Here is a 16,518-nt window from a genome sequence, read left to right on the forward strand (position 1 = left end):
CATCTGGCCCTGGCCGCGGTCGGCGTTCTGCTGGCCGCCTGCAGCGGCCCGCCCGCGCCTGTCGCCAAGCCCAAGCCGGTCTTCGTGACGACCGTGACCGAGGCCGTGTCCTCGCAGACGCGCTCGTTCACCTCCGTCGTCCGGGCCCACGTCGAAACGGACCTGGGCTTCCGCGCTGCCGGCAAGGTGGTGGATCGCCTGGTCGAGGTGGGCGACGCGGTGAAGGCCGGCCAGCGACTGGCGCGGCTCGATCCGGCCGACTACCAGTTGGCCGCGAGTGCCGCCGCCGATCAGATGCAGGCGGCATCGGTCGATGCGCAGCAGGCCGCATCCGACGAGGCCCGCTTGCGTCGCTTGCTGGCCGACGATTCGGTCGGCAGTGCCGATCACGAGCGCCAGAAGGCCCGCGCCGAAGCGGCCGCGGCCCGGCTCGATCAGGCGCGCCGCCAGCTCGACCTGGCGCGCAACCGGCAGGGCTACACCACGCTGGTCGCGCCCTATGCCGGCGTCATCACCGCGCTGCGTTTCGAGCGTGGCCAGGTGGTCACGGAAGGCCAGCCCGTGCTGTCACTGGCCCGGGACGGCGAGCGCGAGATCGTCGCCGATCTGCCGGAGGAGTGGGTGGGCCGCGTGCGCACGCTCGCCGCCACGGCCACGCGCTGGCACGACACCCAGCCTTCGCTGCGGCTCGTGCTGCGTGAGCTCTCTCCGGTGGCCAGCGCGCAGGGCCGAACCTTCCGCGTGCGCTATGCCGCGACCGCCGAATCAAGCGCAGCGGCCGCCGCGCTCCCGCTGGGCAGCACCATGCAGCTGAACCTGTCCAGCCAGCCCACCGGCGCGGCGGCCGCAGTTCTGCCGGTCACCGCGCTGGTGAAGGCGAGCGGGTCGGAAGGCGTCTGGGTGCTGGACGCCAAGGGATCCGGCCTGGTCTTCAAACCGGTCCAGGTGGTGCAGATGGACGATGCCTCGGTGCAGGTCACCGGCCTGGCCGCCGGCAGCCGGGTCGTCAGCGTCGGCGCACAGAAGCTCGATGCCGGCATCACCGTGCGCGCCATCGAGCGCACGCCCGAAGGCGCGCTCGCCCGCATCGCGAAGAGCAATTCATGAAACGCTTCAACCTCTCGGAATGGGCCGTCACGCACCGGCCGATGGTGCTGTTCCTGATCATCACGACACTGATCGTCGGTGGCTTCTCGTTCAGCCGGCTCGGCCGCCTGGAGGACCCCAATTTCGACGTGCCGCAGATGACGGCCGTCGTCGTTTGGCCAGGCGCTACCGCACAGGACGTGCAGGACCAGGTGCTCAACCGCATCGAGCGCAAGCTGCAGGAGCTGGATCACTTCGAATACGTGCGCAGCTTCGCGCGCCAGGGCTACGGTGGCATCACGCTGTGGATGAAGGGCGGCAGCAGCAAGGCGGAGCTGGACGAGGCCTGGTACCAGGTGCGCAAGAAGATCGGCGACGTGCGGCAGGAGTTCCCCGACGGCGTGCGCGGGCCGTTCTTCAACGACGAGTACAACGACCGCTACAGCGTGCTCTATGCGCTGAGCGCGCCGCAGCTGTCGATGGCCGAGCTGCTGGTCGTCACCGAAGAAGTAAAGCGCAGCCTCCAGGGCGTGCCCGGGGCCGCCAAGGTCGACGTGCTGGGCAAGCAGGCCGAGCGCGTGTATGTGGAGCTGTCGACGCAGCGGCTGGCGGCCCTGGGCATTCCGCCCACGGCGGTGTTCGACGCGCTGGCACGGCAGAACCTGGTCGCCCCGGCCGGTTCGGCAGATGCCACGCACGACCGCGTGCAGGTGCGCGTGGATGGCGGGCTGCGCAGCGCCGCAGACATCGCCAACGTGACGCTCGAAGTGGGCGGCCAACTGCTTCAGCTGGCCGACATCGCGACCGTGCGCACCGGCTACGAAGATCCGCCGAGCCTGACCATCCGCCACAACGGCGTGCCAGTGCTGGCCATCGGCGTGACCATGCAGGCCAACGGCAACGTGCTCGACTTCGGGCACGCGCTCGAGCAGCGGCTGACGCAGGTCCGGCAGGAACTGCCGGCGGGTGTGGAGATCCAGCAGTACGCCGACCAGCCGCGTGTGGTGGCGGAGTCGGTCTGGGAGTTCGAGCGCTCGTTCCTGGAGGCGCTGGCCATCGTGCTGGCGGTGTCCTTCCTGTTCCTGGGCTGGCGCACCGGCATCGTCGTCGCCGCGTCGGTGCCGCTGGTGCTCGGGCTGGTTGCGGCCGTCATGTATGCCGCCGGCTGGAACCTGGACCGCATCTCGCTGGGCGCACTGATCATCGCGCTGGGCTTGTTGGTCGACGACGCCATCATCGCGGTGGAGATGATGGTGGTGAAGCTGGAGGAAGGCTGGGACCGCCTGCGCGCCGCCACGTACGCGTACACGACCACCGCGTTTCCGATGCTGACCGGTACGCTGGTCACGGCCGCCGGCTTCATGCCGGTGGGGTTCGCGAAGTCGATCGCAGGCCAGTACGCGGGCGGCATCTTCTGGGTCGTCGGCGTCGCGCTGATCCTGTCGTGGGTCGTGGCCGTGGTGTTCACGCCGTACCTCGGCGTCTTGCTGTTGCCGAAGAACCTGGCCGGCACCCACCACGACGTTTACGACCGGCCCGTCTACCACCGGCTGCGACGCGTCATCGACTGGGCGGTGCAGCACCGCACATGGGTCCTGGCCCTCACGGTGCTGGCCTTCGCCATCGCCGGCGCCGGCATGCTGAAGGTGCAGCAGCAGTTCTTCCCCACCGCGTCGCGGCCGGAACTGCTGGTGGAACTGCGGCTGCGCGAGGGCGCGTCGTTCGCCGCCACAGAGCGCCAGGTGAAGCTGCTCGAGGCGCAACTGGCGAAGGACCCGGACATCGAGTTCTTCACCGCCTACACAGGCGCCGGCACGCCGCGCTTCTACCTGTCGATCCAGCCCGAACTGCCCAACCCGGGGTTCGCGCAGTTCGTCATCAAGACGGCCGACACCGAGGCCCGTGAACGGGTGCGCGCGCGGCTGACGGGCTTGTTCGCCCGCGACGAGGTCCTGCCCGACGCAACGGCCCGCGTGCTGCGTCTCGAGTTCGGCCCGCCGGTGGGCTTCCCGGTCCAGTTCCGTGTCATCGGCCCCGACAAGGCGCAGGTGCGCGAGATCGCCTACCGGGTGCGCGACGCCGTGCGCCGCAGTCCGCTGGTGCATGACACCCAGCTCGACTGGAACGAACAGGTCCGCGCCGTGCAGGTTCACGTCGACCAGGACAAGGCACGGCTGCTGGGCCTGTCCACCGCCGACATCCAGGGCCTCGTGCAGACCACGCTGGATGGCGCCCCCGTGACGCAGATTCGCCGCGGAGAGGAGCTCGTGGACGTCGTCGTGCGCGGCACGCCCGAGGAGCGCAAGCGCATCGGTCAGCTCGGCGACCTGCAGCTGTTCACGCGCAGCGGCGTGACCGTGCCGCTGTCGCAGGTGGCGCGCGTGGAACCGGGCTTCGAGGAGCCGGTGCTGTGGCGACGCAACCGCGACATGGCGCTCACCGTGCGCAGCGATGTCGTCGACGGTGTGCAGGGGCCGGACGCCACGGCGCAGATACGGCCATCGCTGCAACCCATCGTCGACAGCCTGCCCGCGGGCTACCGCATCGAGGAAGGCGGCGCGATCGAGGAAAGCGACAAGGCCAACAAGGCGCTGTTCGCGGTGTTCCCGGCGATGTTCGCGGTGATGCTGACACTGCTGATGATCCAGCTGCAGAGCTTCTCGCGGCTGTTCATGGTGTTCATGACCGGGCCGCTCGCGCTGATCGGCGTGGTGCCGGCGCTGCTGCTGTTCCAGGCGCCGTTCGGCTTCGTCGCGCTGCTGGGCGTGATCGCGCTGGGCGGGATGATCATGCGCAACGCGATCATCCTCGTCGACCAGATCGACCAGGACATCGCGCGCGGCATCGCGCCCTGGGCCGCGATCGTCGACGCCACGGTGCGGCGCTCGCGCCCGGTGGTGCTGACGGCCGCCGCCGCGGTGCTGGCAATGATCCCGCTCACCCACAGCGTCTTCTGGGGACCAATGGCCATCTCGATCATGGGCGGCCTCGTCGTGGCCACCGCGCTGACCCTCGTTTTCGTGCCGGCGCTGTATGCCGCGTGGTTCCGCATCCGGCGCGACAGCCCGGCGCGAGCACCGGACGCGGCACCGGTGCCGGCCGTCGCGTGACAACAGATTTCAACGGAAAGTGAGACACGAAATGTCAAGAGACCAGAAGCAGCAAGCGCAACCCGTGGCGATCGTCACAGGGGCAGCGACGGGTATCGGGGAGGCGACCGCGCGCGCGCTGCACGCGGCCGGATACCGTGTGTTCGGGACCTACCGCAAGCTCCCGGCGACGAAGGTTCCGGGCGTCGACTATGTGCTCTGCGATGTGACCAGCGACCAGGCGGTCGACACCGCGGTGCGGGAGATTCTTGCGAAGGCCGGCCGCATCGATCTGCTGGTCAACAACGCGGGCGTCGGGTTGGTGGGGGCAGCGGAGGAGTCCTCGCTCGAACAGGCCAGGTCGGTCTTCGACGTCAATCTGTTCGGCGTGATTCGCATGATCAAGGCGGTCCTGCCCTCGATGCGCCACCAGCGGTCGGGACGCATCGTCAACATCAGCTCGGTGATGGGCCTGATTCCCTCGCCCTTCATGGCGCTGTATTCGGCCAGCAAGCACGCGGTGGAGGGCTACTCGCAGGCGCTGGACCACGAGGTCAGAGGCTGCGGAATCCGGGTCGTTCTCGTCGAACCGGGCTACACCCGCACCACGTTCGAGAGCAACGCGCTGGCAGCCGACCAGCAGAGCGAACACTACGCGCTGGGCCGGGCGAACGCCGAAACCGTGTTGCGCACCGAGGTCGCGAAAGCCGACCCACCGGACGTGGTGGCCCGGACAGTCATCACCGCCGCTGGCGCTGCGACGCCGCAGCTGCGATACACGGCCGGTCGTGACGCCACGACGGTCAGTCTGCTCAGGCGCTTCGTGCCGGCGTCGGCGTTCGACAAGAGCTTGCGCAAGCGGATGCAGATGCCGGTATAGGCCTGCGTTCTGGGAAGAGCCGAAAGTCCAGCACCCGCAGTCGACCCAAACCGGCCGAACTACGCCACTGTCTCCCGGCCCCAAAACCGTCATTCGCTGCGAGTTGCGAGCCGACTTGCAAACTAGCGCTTCTTGCGTCCCTTCAGGGTTGGAAACGTCGACCTCGGATCGGCGACCACGCCGGTCGATTCAGTCGCCTGGTAGCCCGGCAGCCGGTTCACCGTGCGCTTGAACTCGTCGCCCTGGATGATCGCCAGCATCTCGCGCACGACAGGGGCTTCGAGCGAGCGCTCCTCGCACAGAAGGAAGTAGCGCTCGGTCTGGATCGGCACGAAGTCGAGCTTGAACTGGCGTGCCGGCGTCTCGACGCCAAAGCCCACGTCGGCCATGCCGCTGGCCACGTAGGCAGCGACCGCCGCGTGCGTCAACTCGCACTGTTCGTAGCCGTGCACGCGCGCGGGGTCGACGCCCTCCTTGCGCAGGAGCAGGTCGAGCAGGAAGCGCGTGCCCGAACCCGACTGGCGGTTGATGAAGCGCAGGTCGGCGCGCGCCAAATCCTTGATGCCATAGACCTTCTTCGGGTCGCCCCGGGCCACCATCAAGCCGAGCCGGCGCGTTGCAATGCCGATCACCTTCTGCGACGCCGGCTTCAGCCACTGCGCGTAGTGCGCGACCGCCTCGGCCTCGAACTCGCCGATCGGCACGTGAAAGCCCGCGATCTCGCAACCGCCCATGTTCAGCGAGGCCACCGCCTCGGTGCTGCCGCAGTAGCGCAGTTCGGTGACGATGCCGGCGCGCCCCAGCGCATCGTGCAGTGCCTCGATCGCGAAACCGTGGCTGGCGTGGATTCGCAGCAGCGGCGGCACGCTCGTCAGCACGCGGTCGATCTCGGCCTGAAGCTCGGACGCCAGCGAGTCCAGCATCGGCGACAGCCGCGCCGCGATGCGTCGATCGGCCCACACCAGCTTCTCGGCCAGCGGGCTCAGCGATGAACCCTTGCCGCGCTCCATGTGCAACAGCGACGCACCGAGAAGCTCCTCGCCCTGGCGGATCAGCTGCCAGGCGTGGCGATACGACACCTGCATCGCCTGACACGCTTTCAGCAAGCTGCCGTGCTCGGCCACGCTGACCAGCAGCGCGACGGTGCGCTCGGCCAGCGCACCGCCGTCGGGCCGCGCGATCGTCCATTGGGGTTTGATGTTGACCTGATGCACAAGGGTTCTTGCTTATGTCGGCCAACGCCTATGACGTCGACCGATCCGATCATATTGCGGGATGTTAGCGGTGTTCCTACAGTGTCCGTATGCTCGGAGCGCTTATGTCGACGAGCACCTATATGGAGACCGCCGATGATCCCGACCCCCGCGAACGTGACGCAAGCCGTGCTGGCCCGGCACGCCGGCGAGCCCGGCGCTCTGCTGCCGATCCTGCACGACGTGCAAGACGAACTGGGCCACATCCCGCGCGAGGTCGTGCCGCAAATCGCCGATGGCCTGAACCTGTCGCGCGCCGAGGTGCATGGCGTGGTCACCTACTACCACCACTTCCGCGCCGAGGCGCCGGGCCGGCACGTGGTGCAGGTCTGCCGCGCCGAGGCCTGTCAGGCCATGGGCGCCGACGCGCTGATGGCGCACGCTGAACGGACGCTGGGCTGCCTCACGCATGGCGGACACGGCAGCACCAGCGCCGATGGCCGCTACACGCTGAACCCCGTCTACTGCCTCGGGCTGTGCGCGTCGTCGCCGGCCATGGTGGTGGACAACAAGCTGCTTGCGCGCGTGACGGCGGCCAAGTTCGACAGTGTCATCAACGCCCTCGGAGACCAGCCATGAATGCGGTCACCGTCTACGTGCCGCGCGACTCGGCCGCGCTCGCGGTCGGCGCCGACGAGGTCGCAGCCGCGCTGCAGGCCGAGTGCACGCGTCGCGGGCTCGGACTGAACCTGGTGCGCAATGGCTCGCGCGGCATGTTCTGGCTGGAGACGCTGGTCGAGGTGGCCACACCGCAGGGCCGCATCGCCTACGGACCGGTCGAAGTCGATGATGTGCCGGCGCTGCTCGACGCCGGCCTGCTGAGCGGCGCGGCGCATGCGCTGTGCCACGGCGTCACCGAGCAGATCCCGTATCTCGCGAAGCAGGAGCGCCTGACCTTCGCCCGCATGGGCATCACCGACCCGCTCTCGATCGCCGACTACGAGGCGAACCAAGGCCATGCAGGCCTGCGCGCCGCACTGGCGCTGCAGCCCGAGGCCATCGTCCAGCAGGTGCTCGATTCCGGCCTGCGCGGCCGCGGCGGCGCGGCCTTTCCGACCGGCATCAAGTGGAAGACGGTCGCGGCCGCACCGTCTGCACAGAAGTACATCGTCTGCAACGCCGACGAAGGCGACTCGGGGACCTTCTCGGACCGCATGACGATGGAAGGCGACCCGTTCATGCTGATCGAAGGCATGACGATCGCCGCGATGGCGGTCGGCGCGACGCGCGGCTATGTCTACATACGCAGCGAGTATCCGGATGCGGTCGCGACGATGAACGAGGCGGTCGTTCGTGCCACGGCTGCAGGCTTCCTCGGCGAGGATGTGCTCGGCTCCGGCCGCGCCTTCCACCTGACGATCCGCAAGGCCGCCGGCGCCTACGTCTGCGGCGAAGAAACCGCGATGCTCGAGAGCCTCGAAGGCAAGCGCGGCATCGTGCGCGCGAAGCCGCCGCTGCCGGCGATCGAGGGGCTGTTCGGCCAACCGACCGTGATCAACAACGTCATCAGCTTCGCCAGCGTGCCGCTGATCCTGGCGCGCGGCGCGGCGTTCTACCGCGACCACGGTGTCGGCCGCTCGCGCGGCACGCTGCCGATGCAGCTCGCCGGCAACATCAAGCACGGCGGCCTGGTCGAGAAGGCCTTCGGCGTGACATTGCGCGAACTGATGTTCGACTTCGGCGGCGGCAGCGCCACCGGCCGGCCGATCAAGACCGCGCAGGTCGGCGGCCCGCTGGGCACCTACCTGCCCGAATCGCAGTGGGACCTGCCGCTGGACTACGAGGCCTACGCGGCCGTCGGCGCGGTCGTCGGCCATGGCGGCATCGTGGTGCACGACGACACGGCGGACCTCTCGAAGCTCGCCCGCTACGCGATGGAATTTTGCGCGATCGAGTCCTGCGGCAAGTGCACGCCGTGCCGCATCGGCTCGACGCGCGGGGTCGAAGTCATCGACAAGATCATCGCGCCCCCATCACCCAAGACCAACAAGCCTCAGCAGGTGCAGCTGCTGCGCGACCTCTGCGACACGATGGTCCACGGCAGTCTGTGCGCGATGGGCGGCATGACGCCGTACCCGGTGCTGTCCGCGCTCAATCACTTCCCGCAGGACTTCGGTCTTGCCACACCAGACCGCGAGGCCGCTTAGGAGAACGCCATGCTCGAACATCTGAAGGTCAGCGACTTCGGCACGCCGAAGCGCGAGTCAGCACAAGAGGTCACGCTCGAGATCGACGGCAACCTGGTGACGGTTCCCAAGGGCACGTCGCTGATGCGCGCCGCAGTCGACGCCGGCATCCAGGTGCCCAAGCTGTGCGCGACCGACAGTCTGGAGCCGTTCGGCTCGTGCCGCCTGTGCCTGGTCGAGATCGACGGCCGCAAGGGCTTCCCGGCGTCGTGCACCACGCCGGCCGAAACCGGCATGAAGGTGCGCACGCAGAGTCCGAAGCTGCAGGAGCTGCGCAAGGGCGTGATGGAGCTCTACATCTCCGATCACCCGCTCGACTGCCTGACCTGCAGCGCGAACGGCAACTGCGAGCTGCAGGACATGGCCGGCGTCACCGGCCTGCGCAATGTGCGCTACGGCTTCGACGGCGCCAACCACTTGAAGAGCGAGAAGGACGAATCGAACCCGTACTTCACCTACGACGCGAGCAAGTGCATCGTCTGCAACCGCTGCGTGCGCGCTTGCGAGGAAACGCAAGGCACGTTCGCACTGACGATCTCGGGCCGAGGCTTCGAGTCACGCGTGTCGCCGGGCATGGACGAGCCGTTCATGGAAAGCGAGTGCGTCAGCTGCGGCGCCTGCGTCGAGGCCTGCCCGACCGCCACGCTGCAAGAGAAATCGGTGATCTGGCTCGGCCAGCCCGAGCACAGCAAGATCACGACCTGCGCCTATTGCGGCGTCGGCTGCGGCTTCAAGGCCGAGATGAAGGGCAACGAGGTCGTGCGCATGGTGCCGTGGAAGGACGGCGCTGCGAACGAAGGCCACAGCTGCGTGAAGGGCCGCTTTGCCTGGGGCTACGCGACGCACCAGGACCGCATCACCACGCCGATGATCCGCAAGAAGATCACCGACCCGTGGCAGGCCGTCAGCTGGGAAGAGGCGATCGGCTACGCCGCCGGCGAGTTCAGGCGCATCCAGGCCAAGCACGGCCGCGACTCGATCGGCGGCATCGTCTCGTCGCGCTGCACCAACGAAGAGGGCTACCTGGTCCAGAAGCTGGTGCGCGCCGCGTTCGGCAACAACAACGTCGACACCTGCGCCCGCGTGTGCCACTCGCCGACCGGCTACGGCCTGAAGCAGACGCTGGGCGAATCGGCCGGCACGCAGACCTTCAAGTCGGTCGAGAAGGCCGACGTGATCCTGGTGATGGGCGCGAACCCGACCGACGGCCACCCGGTGTTCGCCTCGCGCATGAAGAAGCGGCTGCGCGAGGGTGCGAAGCTGATCGTGATCGACCCGCGCAAGATCGACATCGTCAGGTCGCCGCACATCAAGGCCGAATACCACCTGCAGCTGCGGCCGGGCACCAACGTGGCCGTCGTCACCGCGCTCGCGCACACCATCGTCACCGAAGGGCTGCTGGCCGAGCAGTACGTCGCCGAGCGTTGCGACGACAAGTCGTTCAACGAGTGGCGCGAGTTCGTGAGCCGCCCCGAGAACTCGCCGGAAGCGACCGAAGCCACCACCGGCGTTCCGGCGGCCGACATGCGCGCCGCCGCCCGCCTCTACGCCACCGGCGGCAACGCCGCCATCTACTACGGCCTGGGCGTCACCGAACACAGCCAAGGTTCGACCACCGTGATGGGCATCGCGAACCTCGCGATGGCGACCGGCAACGTCGGCCGCGAAGGCGTGGGCGTGAACCCGCTGCGCGGCCAGAACAACGTGCAGGGCTCGTGCGACATCGGCTCGTTCCCGCACGAGCTTCCCGGCTACCGGCATGTCTCCGACACCACGGTGCGCAACGAGTTCGAGGCCGCCTGGGGTGTGACGCTGCAAAGCGAGCCGGGGCTGCGCATCCCGAACATGTTCGACGCCGCGATCGACGGCAGCTTCATGGGCCTCTACTGCGAGGGCGAGGACATCGTGCAGTCCGACCCGGACACGCAGCACGTCGCGCATGCGCTCGAGGCGATGGAATGCATCGTCGTGCAGGATTTGTTCCTGAACGAGACCGCGAAGTACGCGCATGTGTTCCTGCCAGGGTCGTCGTTCCTCGAGAAGGACGGCACCTTCACGAACGCCGAGCGCCGCATCTCGCGGGTGCGCAAGGTGATGCCGCCGAAGGCGCAGTACGCCGACTGGGAAGTCACGATGCTGCTGTCGAACGCGCTCGGCTACCCGATGAACTACAAGCACCCGGAAGAGATCATGGCCGAGATCGCGGCGCTGACGCCCACGTTCTCGGGCGTCAGCTACAAGCTCATCGACGAACTCGGTAGCGTGCAGTGGCCGTGCAATGCGGCAGCGCCGAACGGCACGCCGACGATGCACATCGACCAGTTCGTGCGCGGCAAGGGCAAGTTCATCATCACGCAGTACGTCGCGAGCGACGAGAAGGTGACGCGCAAGTTCCCGCTGATCCTGACGACCGGGCGCATCCTGTCGCAGTACAACGTCGGCGCGCAGACGCGGCGCACCGAGAACAACCAGTGGCACAGCGAGGACCGGCTCGAGATCCACCCGCACGATGCCGAAGATCGCGGCATCCACGATGGCGACTGGGTCGGCATCCAGAGCCGCGCTGGCGACACCGTGCTGCGCGCGATCGTCAGCGATCGCATGCAGCCGGGCGTGGTCTACACGACCTTCCACTTCCCCGAGTCGGGCGCGAACGTGATCACGACCGACAACTCCGACTGGGCCACCAACTGCCCCGAGTACAAGGTGACCGCGGTGCAGGTGATGCCGGTCTCGCAGCCGTCGGAATGGCAGCGGGAGTTCAGCCGCTTCGACAAGGTGCAGGCCGAGTTGCTCGGCCTGCGTCACGCGGCCGAAGTGGTGGGCGGCAAATGAAGCGCGACAACTTCGACATGCCTGTCGGCGGCGCACGCGTGGCCCCGGTCGTGCGCTGGCGTGACGGTGCGCGCAGCGAGGCCGACGACTGGCTCACGGAGGAAGTGCCGGTCGCGCTCGAGTTCAACGGCATCTCGCACGCGGTGATGCTGGCGACCCCGGCCGACCTCGAGGACTTCGCGCTCGGCTTCGGCCTGAGCGAGGGCATCTTCGCGAGTGCCGCCGATCTCTACGGCTGCGACGCGAGCACGTCGGCGCAAGGCATCACCGTCCGCATGGAGGTGTCGGCGCGCAGCTTCGCTAGTCTGAAGCAGCGGCGTCGCACGCTGGCGGGCCGCACCGGCTGCGGCGTGTGCGGCACCGAGAGCCTGGATCAGGTGCTGCGCCCGGTGCGGCCGGTGGCAGCGGGCATGCCGGTGCAGTCGCGCGCCATCGCCGATGCGATGCGTGGAATGCACGCGCGCCAGCACCTGAACCAGGCGACGGGCTCGGTGCACGCCGCAGCCTGGTGCGGCGCCGACGGCGCGGTGCAGATGCTGCGTGAGGACGTCGGCCGTCACAACGCGCTCGACAAGCTGATCGGTGCGCTCGCCGGCGCAAGCATCGCCGCTACCGACGGGTTCATTGCCGTGACCAGCCGCGCCAGCATCGAGATGGTCCAGAAGGCCGCCGTCGCCGGCGTTTCGCTGCTCGCGGCGGTGTCGGCACCGACGCTGCTGGCCGTCGAAACGGCACGAGCCGCCGGCATGGGCCTGGTCGGCCTGGTGCGCGGCGACGATCTGGTCGTCTATGTCGGGGCCGATCACGTCGTTCTCGGCACCATGATGAGCTGAACCCATGAACAACGACAACCTGGTCCGCATGGTCAACCGCATCGGTGCGTTCTTCGCTGCCATGCCGGACCGCGAGGAAGCGATGCGCGACTTGGCCCAGCACGTGCGACGATTCTGGGAGCCGCGCATGCGGCAGCAGCTGTTCGAGCATCTGGAAGTGCGCCACGGCGAAGGTGTCGACGAGCTCGTCGTCGATGCGCTCCAACGCCACCGAGCGTTGTTCAACTGAGCTCCGACACGGCTGTCCCCCTGTCCGTCCTGAGAGGTCGATCGCACTCCTGCGCCCTGGCACCAGAGTTGATCGGACACAGTCTCACGAACGCAGCCATTGGAAAGTCATGCCGGAAAGACCGGCTCTCCCAGGTTCAGCATCAAGCGGTTGGCCCAGGCAAAGATCGCCGCCGCATGCACGAGGTCCAACACCTCGAGTGGCGTCAGGCCCGCGGCGCGAACGGCCTGCAACTGCGACGCGTCGAACCGCGCCGGCGCCCGCGTCAGGTCGGTCGACAGTTGCACGACGGCGCGCTCGCGGGCGTTGGTGCCGGCGCCTTGCGGCTCGGTGAAGAGCTGCACGATCACGTCGTTGCGCTTGGTCAGTTGCTCGAAGCGCTGTGCATGCACCGATGCGCAGTAGACACAGCCGTTGACGCGCGAGACCGCCGCGCTGGCCAGTTCGCGCTCGGCGCGCGACAGCCCGCCGGGCGCATACATGATGGCGTTGAAGACCACCGATCGCTCATGCAGGATGCGCGGCTGGTGCACCAGCACGCGGTAGTAGTCCGAGGTCTTCGCCTTCGGGTGACTGCTCTCCAGCACGGCCAGTTGTTCGGGCGTGGCCGACACGAGGTCGACCACCGGCAGCCAGGCCTTCCACCCGAGGGTTTCGCTGGTGTAGCCATTCACGCGCACGGGCTCGCCGGGCTGTGGCAGGTTGGCAGGGTGGACGAAGGGCGCCGCCGTTTCGTCGGACTGCGTCTGCGCGGCCGCGGCGTCGGCGGGGTCCATCGCAGCCATCGCCTGCAAGCCAGCGACCACGCGCACCTGATAGGCGACGAACGCGATCAGTTGCGCCAGCGTGATGACCTCGGGCGTGCTGAGACCGGCCGCCGGCAGCTTCTGCAACGCGATGCGGTCGCCTTCCACCGGATGCTCGGTGAGCACCTCGGCGAACGCGAGGATGGCCTGCACACGCTCACCACCCGGTGGCGTTGCGGGCAGGCGATCGAGGCGATCGCGATAGTGGACCTGCAGCACCGTGCTGCCCGACAGGCGCGCGACGGTTTGCGCTGCTAGCAGGCGCTCGGCCATCGACAATCCGGGCAGCGCCGGGTCGAAGATCGCGTCGTAGCTGCCCTGCGTCGCCGCCACGACCTTCTCGCGCTGGTGGCGAACGGCATGCAGCGGGCTGGCAGCGTGGAGCGGCACGAGGGCGTCGATGACATCGGACATGGCAGTGCTTTCAAGGTGTTTGATCGAGTGCTCTATCGAGGAAGTGCAGCACCCCCGCCCACGAGGCTTCGTCGGCCTGCGCGTTCGCAGCCGGCGTGCCGCCCGTGGTACTGAGCCGGCCGGACACCGGGTGGGCGTAGACGAGTTGCGTGGTCGGGACGTAGGGAAAGACGATCGAATGCCCTGCCCCTTCGAAGTCCAGGTGCTCGACCCCAAACGGACGCTGGAAGCGGGCCAGCCGCTCGACGACCATGCGGCCGTAGACGCTCGAGGGCCACGAGCCATCGTCGGTGGCCGACAGCAGCAGCACCGGGCCGCGGATATTCTCGACGCGGATGCGCGCACGCTCGACCGCATCGGTGTCTTGCAGCGCGGTCAAGAGGGCGTCGGCGTGACGGCGCGGCGATGGGCCACCGTCCCACGGTGCCCAGGTGGCCGTGCGATTGTCTTGCCACAGGTGCGGCAGCGGCCGGCCACGAAAGATCCACGCCGGGCCTTCGCGGCCGGTCTTCGGGTCGCAGGCGTTCTGCGCGCTGTGCACCAGCGCCGCGGGCACGTAGCCGATCACCGCCGACACGAACTGCGGGAACGTCGACCCCAGCAGCAGCGCCAGTTCGCCGCCGCGCGACTGGCCGCTCACCGCGACGAAGCCCTGCCACGGCCGCAGCGTGCCGTGCAGCCACGCGAGCGCGCCCTCGCAATACTCGAGCGGCGTGTTCGAGATGTAGTCCGGCAGCCCCTGCGCCTTGAAATAGCCCAGCGCGAGCGCCGCATAACCGTGTGACGCATAGAGCGCGGCGCGCGGCTCGTTGATGCCGCCGCCCGAGCCGTTGAGCACCAGGATGGCGGGGTGCGCACGCCCGTCGGCGCGGTCCGGGGGCTGGAACAGCGTGCCGACGAGGCCGTCCTCGCGGAGCTCGCGGCGCGTCACGCCGGGGCCTGCGAGGCGCTGCAGGAGACGACCGTGCAGCGGCAGTGATCCATGACGCTGAACCGTGATCTCGGTGCTCAAGAGCGCCGCAGGTTCGGCGGCGAACACGTCGCGTGGTGCGCCGGCCTGCTCGGGCTCCTGCGACCAGATCAGGCCCATCGCCGACACGCCGGCGTAGCTGCCGTCAACTGGAGCGTCGCGCTCGAGGTCGACCTCACCGTGGCCATCCGCGCGAAAGACTGCGGCCGATCGCCAGACCACCCCCGGCCCACGCACGGTGCGGGCGTGCAGCACGACCTCTTCGCCGGGCGACAGCGCCGTCACCGCGATGCGGCGCGGCACGTCGATCAGTGCGTCTTCGGGCGTGACCCGCAGCATCGCTGCGGCCTCACTTGCCAACCGGGGCCACCTGCATCGCCGATGTGCGATCGCTCAGCAGCGGCACGACCTTCAAGCCCTTCTTCGCAGCCCAGATGTTCTGGTAGTGAAAGAGCGGGATGTGGCCCACGTCATCGGTCACCAGCTTCACGGCATGCCGGAACATTGCTTCGCGTCGCGGCGCGTCGAACTCCACCGTCGCCGCGTCCAGCGCCCTGTCGACCGACTCGTTGCTGTAGCGCCCCCAGTTGTTGGCGCCGCGGCCGCGCTTGGCGTCGTTGGTGGCCAGCGTCTGCAGCAGACCGTAGCCGGCCTCGCCGGTGCCGTTGCCCCACGCGATCACGCTGACGGCGTAGTCGTTCTTCGTGGCGCGGCTCGAATACACCGACCAGGGCACGACCTCGACTTTGGTTTTCACGCCGATGCGGGTCCAGAACTGGGCCACCGCCTGCACCGTCTCCGGCGCCTGCGGGTAGCGGTCACCGGGCACGTGGATGCTGAGCTGGAAGCCCTGCGCAAAGCCGGCGTCGGCCAGCAGCTTCTTTGCCTGATCGGGGTTGTACGGAATGTCCTTGACCTCCGGGTTGTAGCCGAAGGTGTTCTTGGGCATCCACTGGTTGGCTTCGGTCACGGTGCCTTGCAGCACACGGTCGGCGATCGCCTTGCGGTTGATCGCCAGCGACAGCGCCAGGCGCACGCGCAGGTCCTGCAGCGGGTTCTTCGCCAGCGGCTTGCCGGCGTTGTCGGTGATGAACTCGTTCGGCCCCGACCGATGGCTCGGCTGCAGCAGCAGCACGCGCAGGCCGGGGTAGGTGTAGACGCTGACCGACGGCGTCTTGCGGAGCTTGTCGACGTCGGTCACCGCGACCTTGTCGATCACGTCGACGTCGCCGGCCAGCAGCGCCGCGGTGCGTGCGGCGCCGTTGTTGATGAAGCGGTAGTTGACCTTGTCCCACAGCGGCTTCGGGCCGTAGTAGGTCGAGCTGCGTTCGAACACCGTGCGGTCGCCAGGGCTGTACGAGACGAACTTGTACGGGCCGGTGCCGATCACCGCGCGGCCGGCGTTGTAGTCCTCGGTCTTGGACTTTTCGCCGACGTGCTTGCTGACAATGTAGATCGACGCGATGTCCAGCGGCAGCATCGGGTTCGGCGTGTTGGTCTTGATGACGATGGTCTGCGCGTCCTTCGCGGTCGTCGACTCGACCGTGCGCAGCGCGCCGGTGTACGACGCCACCGTGCCCGGCACGTTGCGGGCGCGCTGGAACGAGAACACGATGTCGTCGGCGGTGAACGGCGTGCCGTCCTGCCACTTGACGTCGCTGCGCAGCTTGAATTCCCAGGTGCGATCGTCGAGCGCCTTCCAGCTCGACGCCAGCGCGGGCTCGAGCTTGCCGCCGTCGCGCGAGTTGATGATCGAGTCCCAGAAGTGCAGCGCGAGCGAGCGGTCGCCGGCGTGGTTGTTGAGCTCCGGGTCGACCGACGAGACCGGGTCGGCAAAGCCGATCGACAGCGTCTGCGCGGTCGCGGCGGTGCCCGCGACCAGCAGGCCGGTGGCCAGCACGAAAAGCTTGCGATAGTTCATGGGACGTCCTTGCAAA

General features: G+C 68.3%; 12 protein-coding genes. 8 read left to right on the forward strand and 4 right to left on the reverse strand.

Going from position 1 to position 16,518, the window contains the following annotated elements; all coding sequences use genetic code 11:
- The first annotated feature begins 93 nt into the window (after positions 1-93).
- From AC1DTW_RS01940 to AC1DTW_RS01950, 3 genes are all read left to right on the forward strand, one after another.
- Entirely contained in the window at positions 94-1,107 is a 1,014-nt protein-coding gene (locus tag AC1DTW_RS01940; protein WP_477978573.1) for an efflux RND transporter periplasmic adaptor subunit, read from the forward strand.
- Positions 1,104-4,196, forward strand: a complete 3,093-nt coding sequence (locus tag AC1DTW_RS01945; RefSeq protein WP_477978575.1) for an efflux RND transporter permease subunit — start codon at positions 1,104-1,106, stop codon at positions 4,194-4,196. Before AC1DTW_RS01940 ends, AC1DTW_RS01945 begins: the two co-directional genes overlap by 4 nt.
- Positions 4,197-4,260: 64 nt before the next feature.
- Entirely contained in the window at positions 4,261-5,055 is a 795-nt protein-coding gene (locus AC1DTW_RS01950; RefSeq protein WP_477978577.1) for an oxidoreductase, read from the forward strand.
- A 122-nt stretch (positions 5,056-5,177) separates the two neighbouring features.
- On the opposite strand, the gene AC1DTW_RS01955 is transcribed toward AC1DTW_RS01950, so the two are convergent.
- Positions 5,178-6,269: a substrate-binding domain-containing protein gene (locus tag AC1DTW_RS01955; RefSeq protein ID WP_477978579.1), complete on the reverse strand. Its 1,092-nt coding sequence runs from the start codon at positions 6,267-6,269 to the stop codon at positions 5,178-5,180.
- A gap of 135 nt (positions 6,270-6,404) precedes the next feature.
- Here AC1DTW_RS01955 and AC1DTW_RS01960 point away from each other — a divergent pair, with 135 nt between their 5' ends.
- Genes AC1DTW_RS01960 through AC1DTW_RS01980 form a run of 5 tightly spaced genes read left to right on the forward strand, consistent with a single transcriptional unit; the run spans position 6,405 to position 12,391 of the window.
- Positions 6,405-6,887: a formate dehydrogenase subunit gamma gene (locus AC1DTW_RS01960; protein ID WP_477978581.1), complete on the forward strand. Its 483-nt coding sequence runs from the start codon at positions 6,405-6,407 to the stop codon at positions 6,885-6,887.
- Positions 6,884-8,455, forward strand: a complete 1,572-nt coding sequence (locus tag AC1DTW_RS01965; RefSeq protein ID WP_477978583.1) for a formate dehydrogenase beta subunit — start codon at positions 6,884-6,886, stop codon at positions 8,453-8,455. The genes AC1DTW_RS01960 and AC1DTW_RS01965 overlap by 4 nt, the downstream gene beginning before the upstream one ends.
- A 9-nt stretch (positions 8,456-8,464) precedes the next feature.
- Complete coding sequence (gene fdhF / locus AC1DTW_RS01970; RefSeq protein ID WP_477978585.1) at positions 8,465-11,329, forward strand: formate dehydrogenase subunit alpha; 2,865 nt, start codon at positions 8,465-8,467, stop codon at positions 11,327-11,329.
- On the forward strand, positions 11,326-12,162 hold the full coding sequence (gene fdhD, locus AC1DTW_RS01975) for a formate dehydrogenase accessory sulfurtransferase FdhD (RefSeq protein ID WP_477978587.1): 837 nt from the start codon (positions 11,326-11,328) through the stop codon (positions 12,160-12,162). The genes fdhF and fdhD overlap by 4 nt, the downstream gene beginning before the upstream one ends.
- Positions 12,163-12,166: 4 nt before the next feature.
- Complete coding sequence (locus AC1DTW_RS01980) at positions 12,167-12,391, forward strand: formate dehydrogenase subunit delta (RefSeq protein WP_477978589.1); 225 nt, start codon at positions 12,167-12,169, stop codon at positions 12,389-12,391.
- 107 nt (positions 12,392-12,498) lie between these two features.
- Here the strand turns inward: AC1DTW_RS01980 and AC1DTW_RS01985 are convergent, their stop codons facing one another.
- From AC1DTW_RS01985 to AC1DTW_RS01995, 3 genes are read right to left on the reverse strand one after another with little or no spacing between them, the layout of a single operon-like run.
- Positions 12,499-13,611, reverse strand: a complete 1,113-nt coding sequence (locus tag AC1DTW_RS01985; RefSeq protein WP_477978591.1) for a CMD domain-containing protein — start codon at positions 13,609-13,611, stop codon at positions 12,499-12,501.
- 10 nt (positions 13,612-13,621) lie between these two features.
- Positions 13,622-14,920 (reverse strand): acyl-CoA thioesterase/bile acid-CoA:amino acid N-acyltransferase family protein, encoded by a 1,299-nt coding sequence (locus AC1DTW_RS01990; protein WP_477978593.1) that lies wholly within the window; start codon positions 14,918-14,920, stop codon positions 13,622-13,624.
- A 10-nt stretch (positions 14,921-14,930) separates the two neighbouring features.
- Positions 14,931-16,502: an ABC transporter substrate-binding protein gene (locus AC1DTW_RS01995; protein WP_477978595.1), complete on the reverse strand. Its 1,572-nt coding sequence runs from the start codon at positions 16,500-16,502 to the stop codon at positions 14,931-14,933.
- Positions 16,503-16,518: the final 16 nt, after the last annotated feature.

It is taken from the genome of Rhizobacter sp. P5_A1 (genome assembly GCF_056400745.1).

Excerpts from the sequence above, each read along its gene's own strand:
- AC1DTW_RS01945 (WP_477978575.1), top strand. The coding sequence starts at position 1,104 with ATGAAACGCTTCAACCTCTCGGAATGGGCCGTCACGCACCGGCCGATG.
- AC1DTW_RS01960 (WP_477978581.1), top strand. The coding sequence starts at position 6,405 with ATGATCCCGACCCCCGCGAACGTGACGCAAGCCGTGCTGGCCCGGCAC.
- AC1DTW_RS01965 (WP_477978583.1), top strand. The coding sequence starts at position 6,884 with ATGAATGCGGTCACCGTCTACGTGCCGCGCGACTCGGCCGCGCTCGCG.
- fdhF (WP_477978585.1), top strand. The coding sequence starts at position 8,465 with ATGCTCGAACATCTGAAGGTCAGCGACTTCGGCACGCCGAAGCGCGAG.
- fdhD (WP_477978587.1), top strand. The coding sequence starts at position 11,326 with ATGAAGCGCGACAACTTCGACATGCCTGTCGGCGGCGCACGCGTGGCC.
- AC1DTW_RS01980 (WP_477978589.1), top strand. The coding sequence starts at position 12,167 with ATGAACAACGACAACCTGGTCCGCATGGTCAACCGCATCGGTGCGTTC.
- AC1DTW_RS01985 (WP_477978591.1), bottom strand. The coding sequence starts at position 13,611 with ATGTCCGATGTCATCGACGCCCTCGTGCCGCTCCACGCTGCCAGCCCG.
- AC1DTW_RS01990 (WP_477978593.1), bottom strand. The coding sequence starts at position 14,920 with ATGCTGCGGGTCACGCCCGAAGACGCACTGATCGACGTGCCGCGCCGC.
- AC1DTW_RS01995 (WP_477978595.1), bottom strand. The coding sequence starts at position 16,502 with ATGAACTATCGCAAGCTTTTCGTGCTGGCCACCGGCCTGCTGGTCGCG.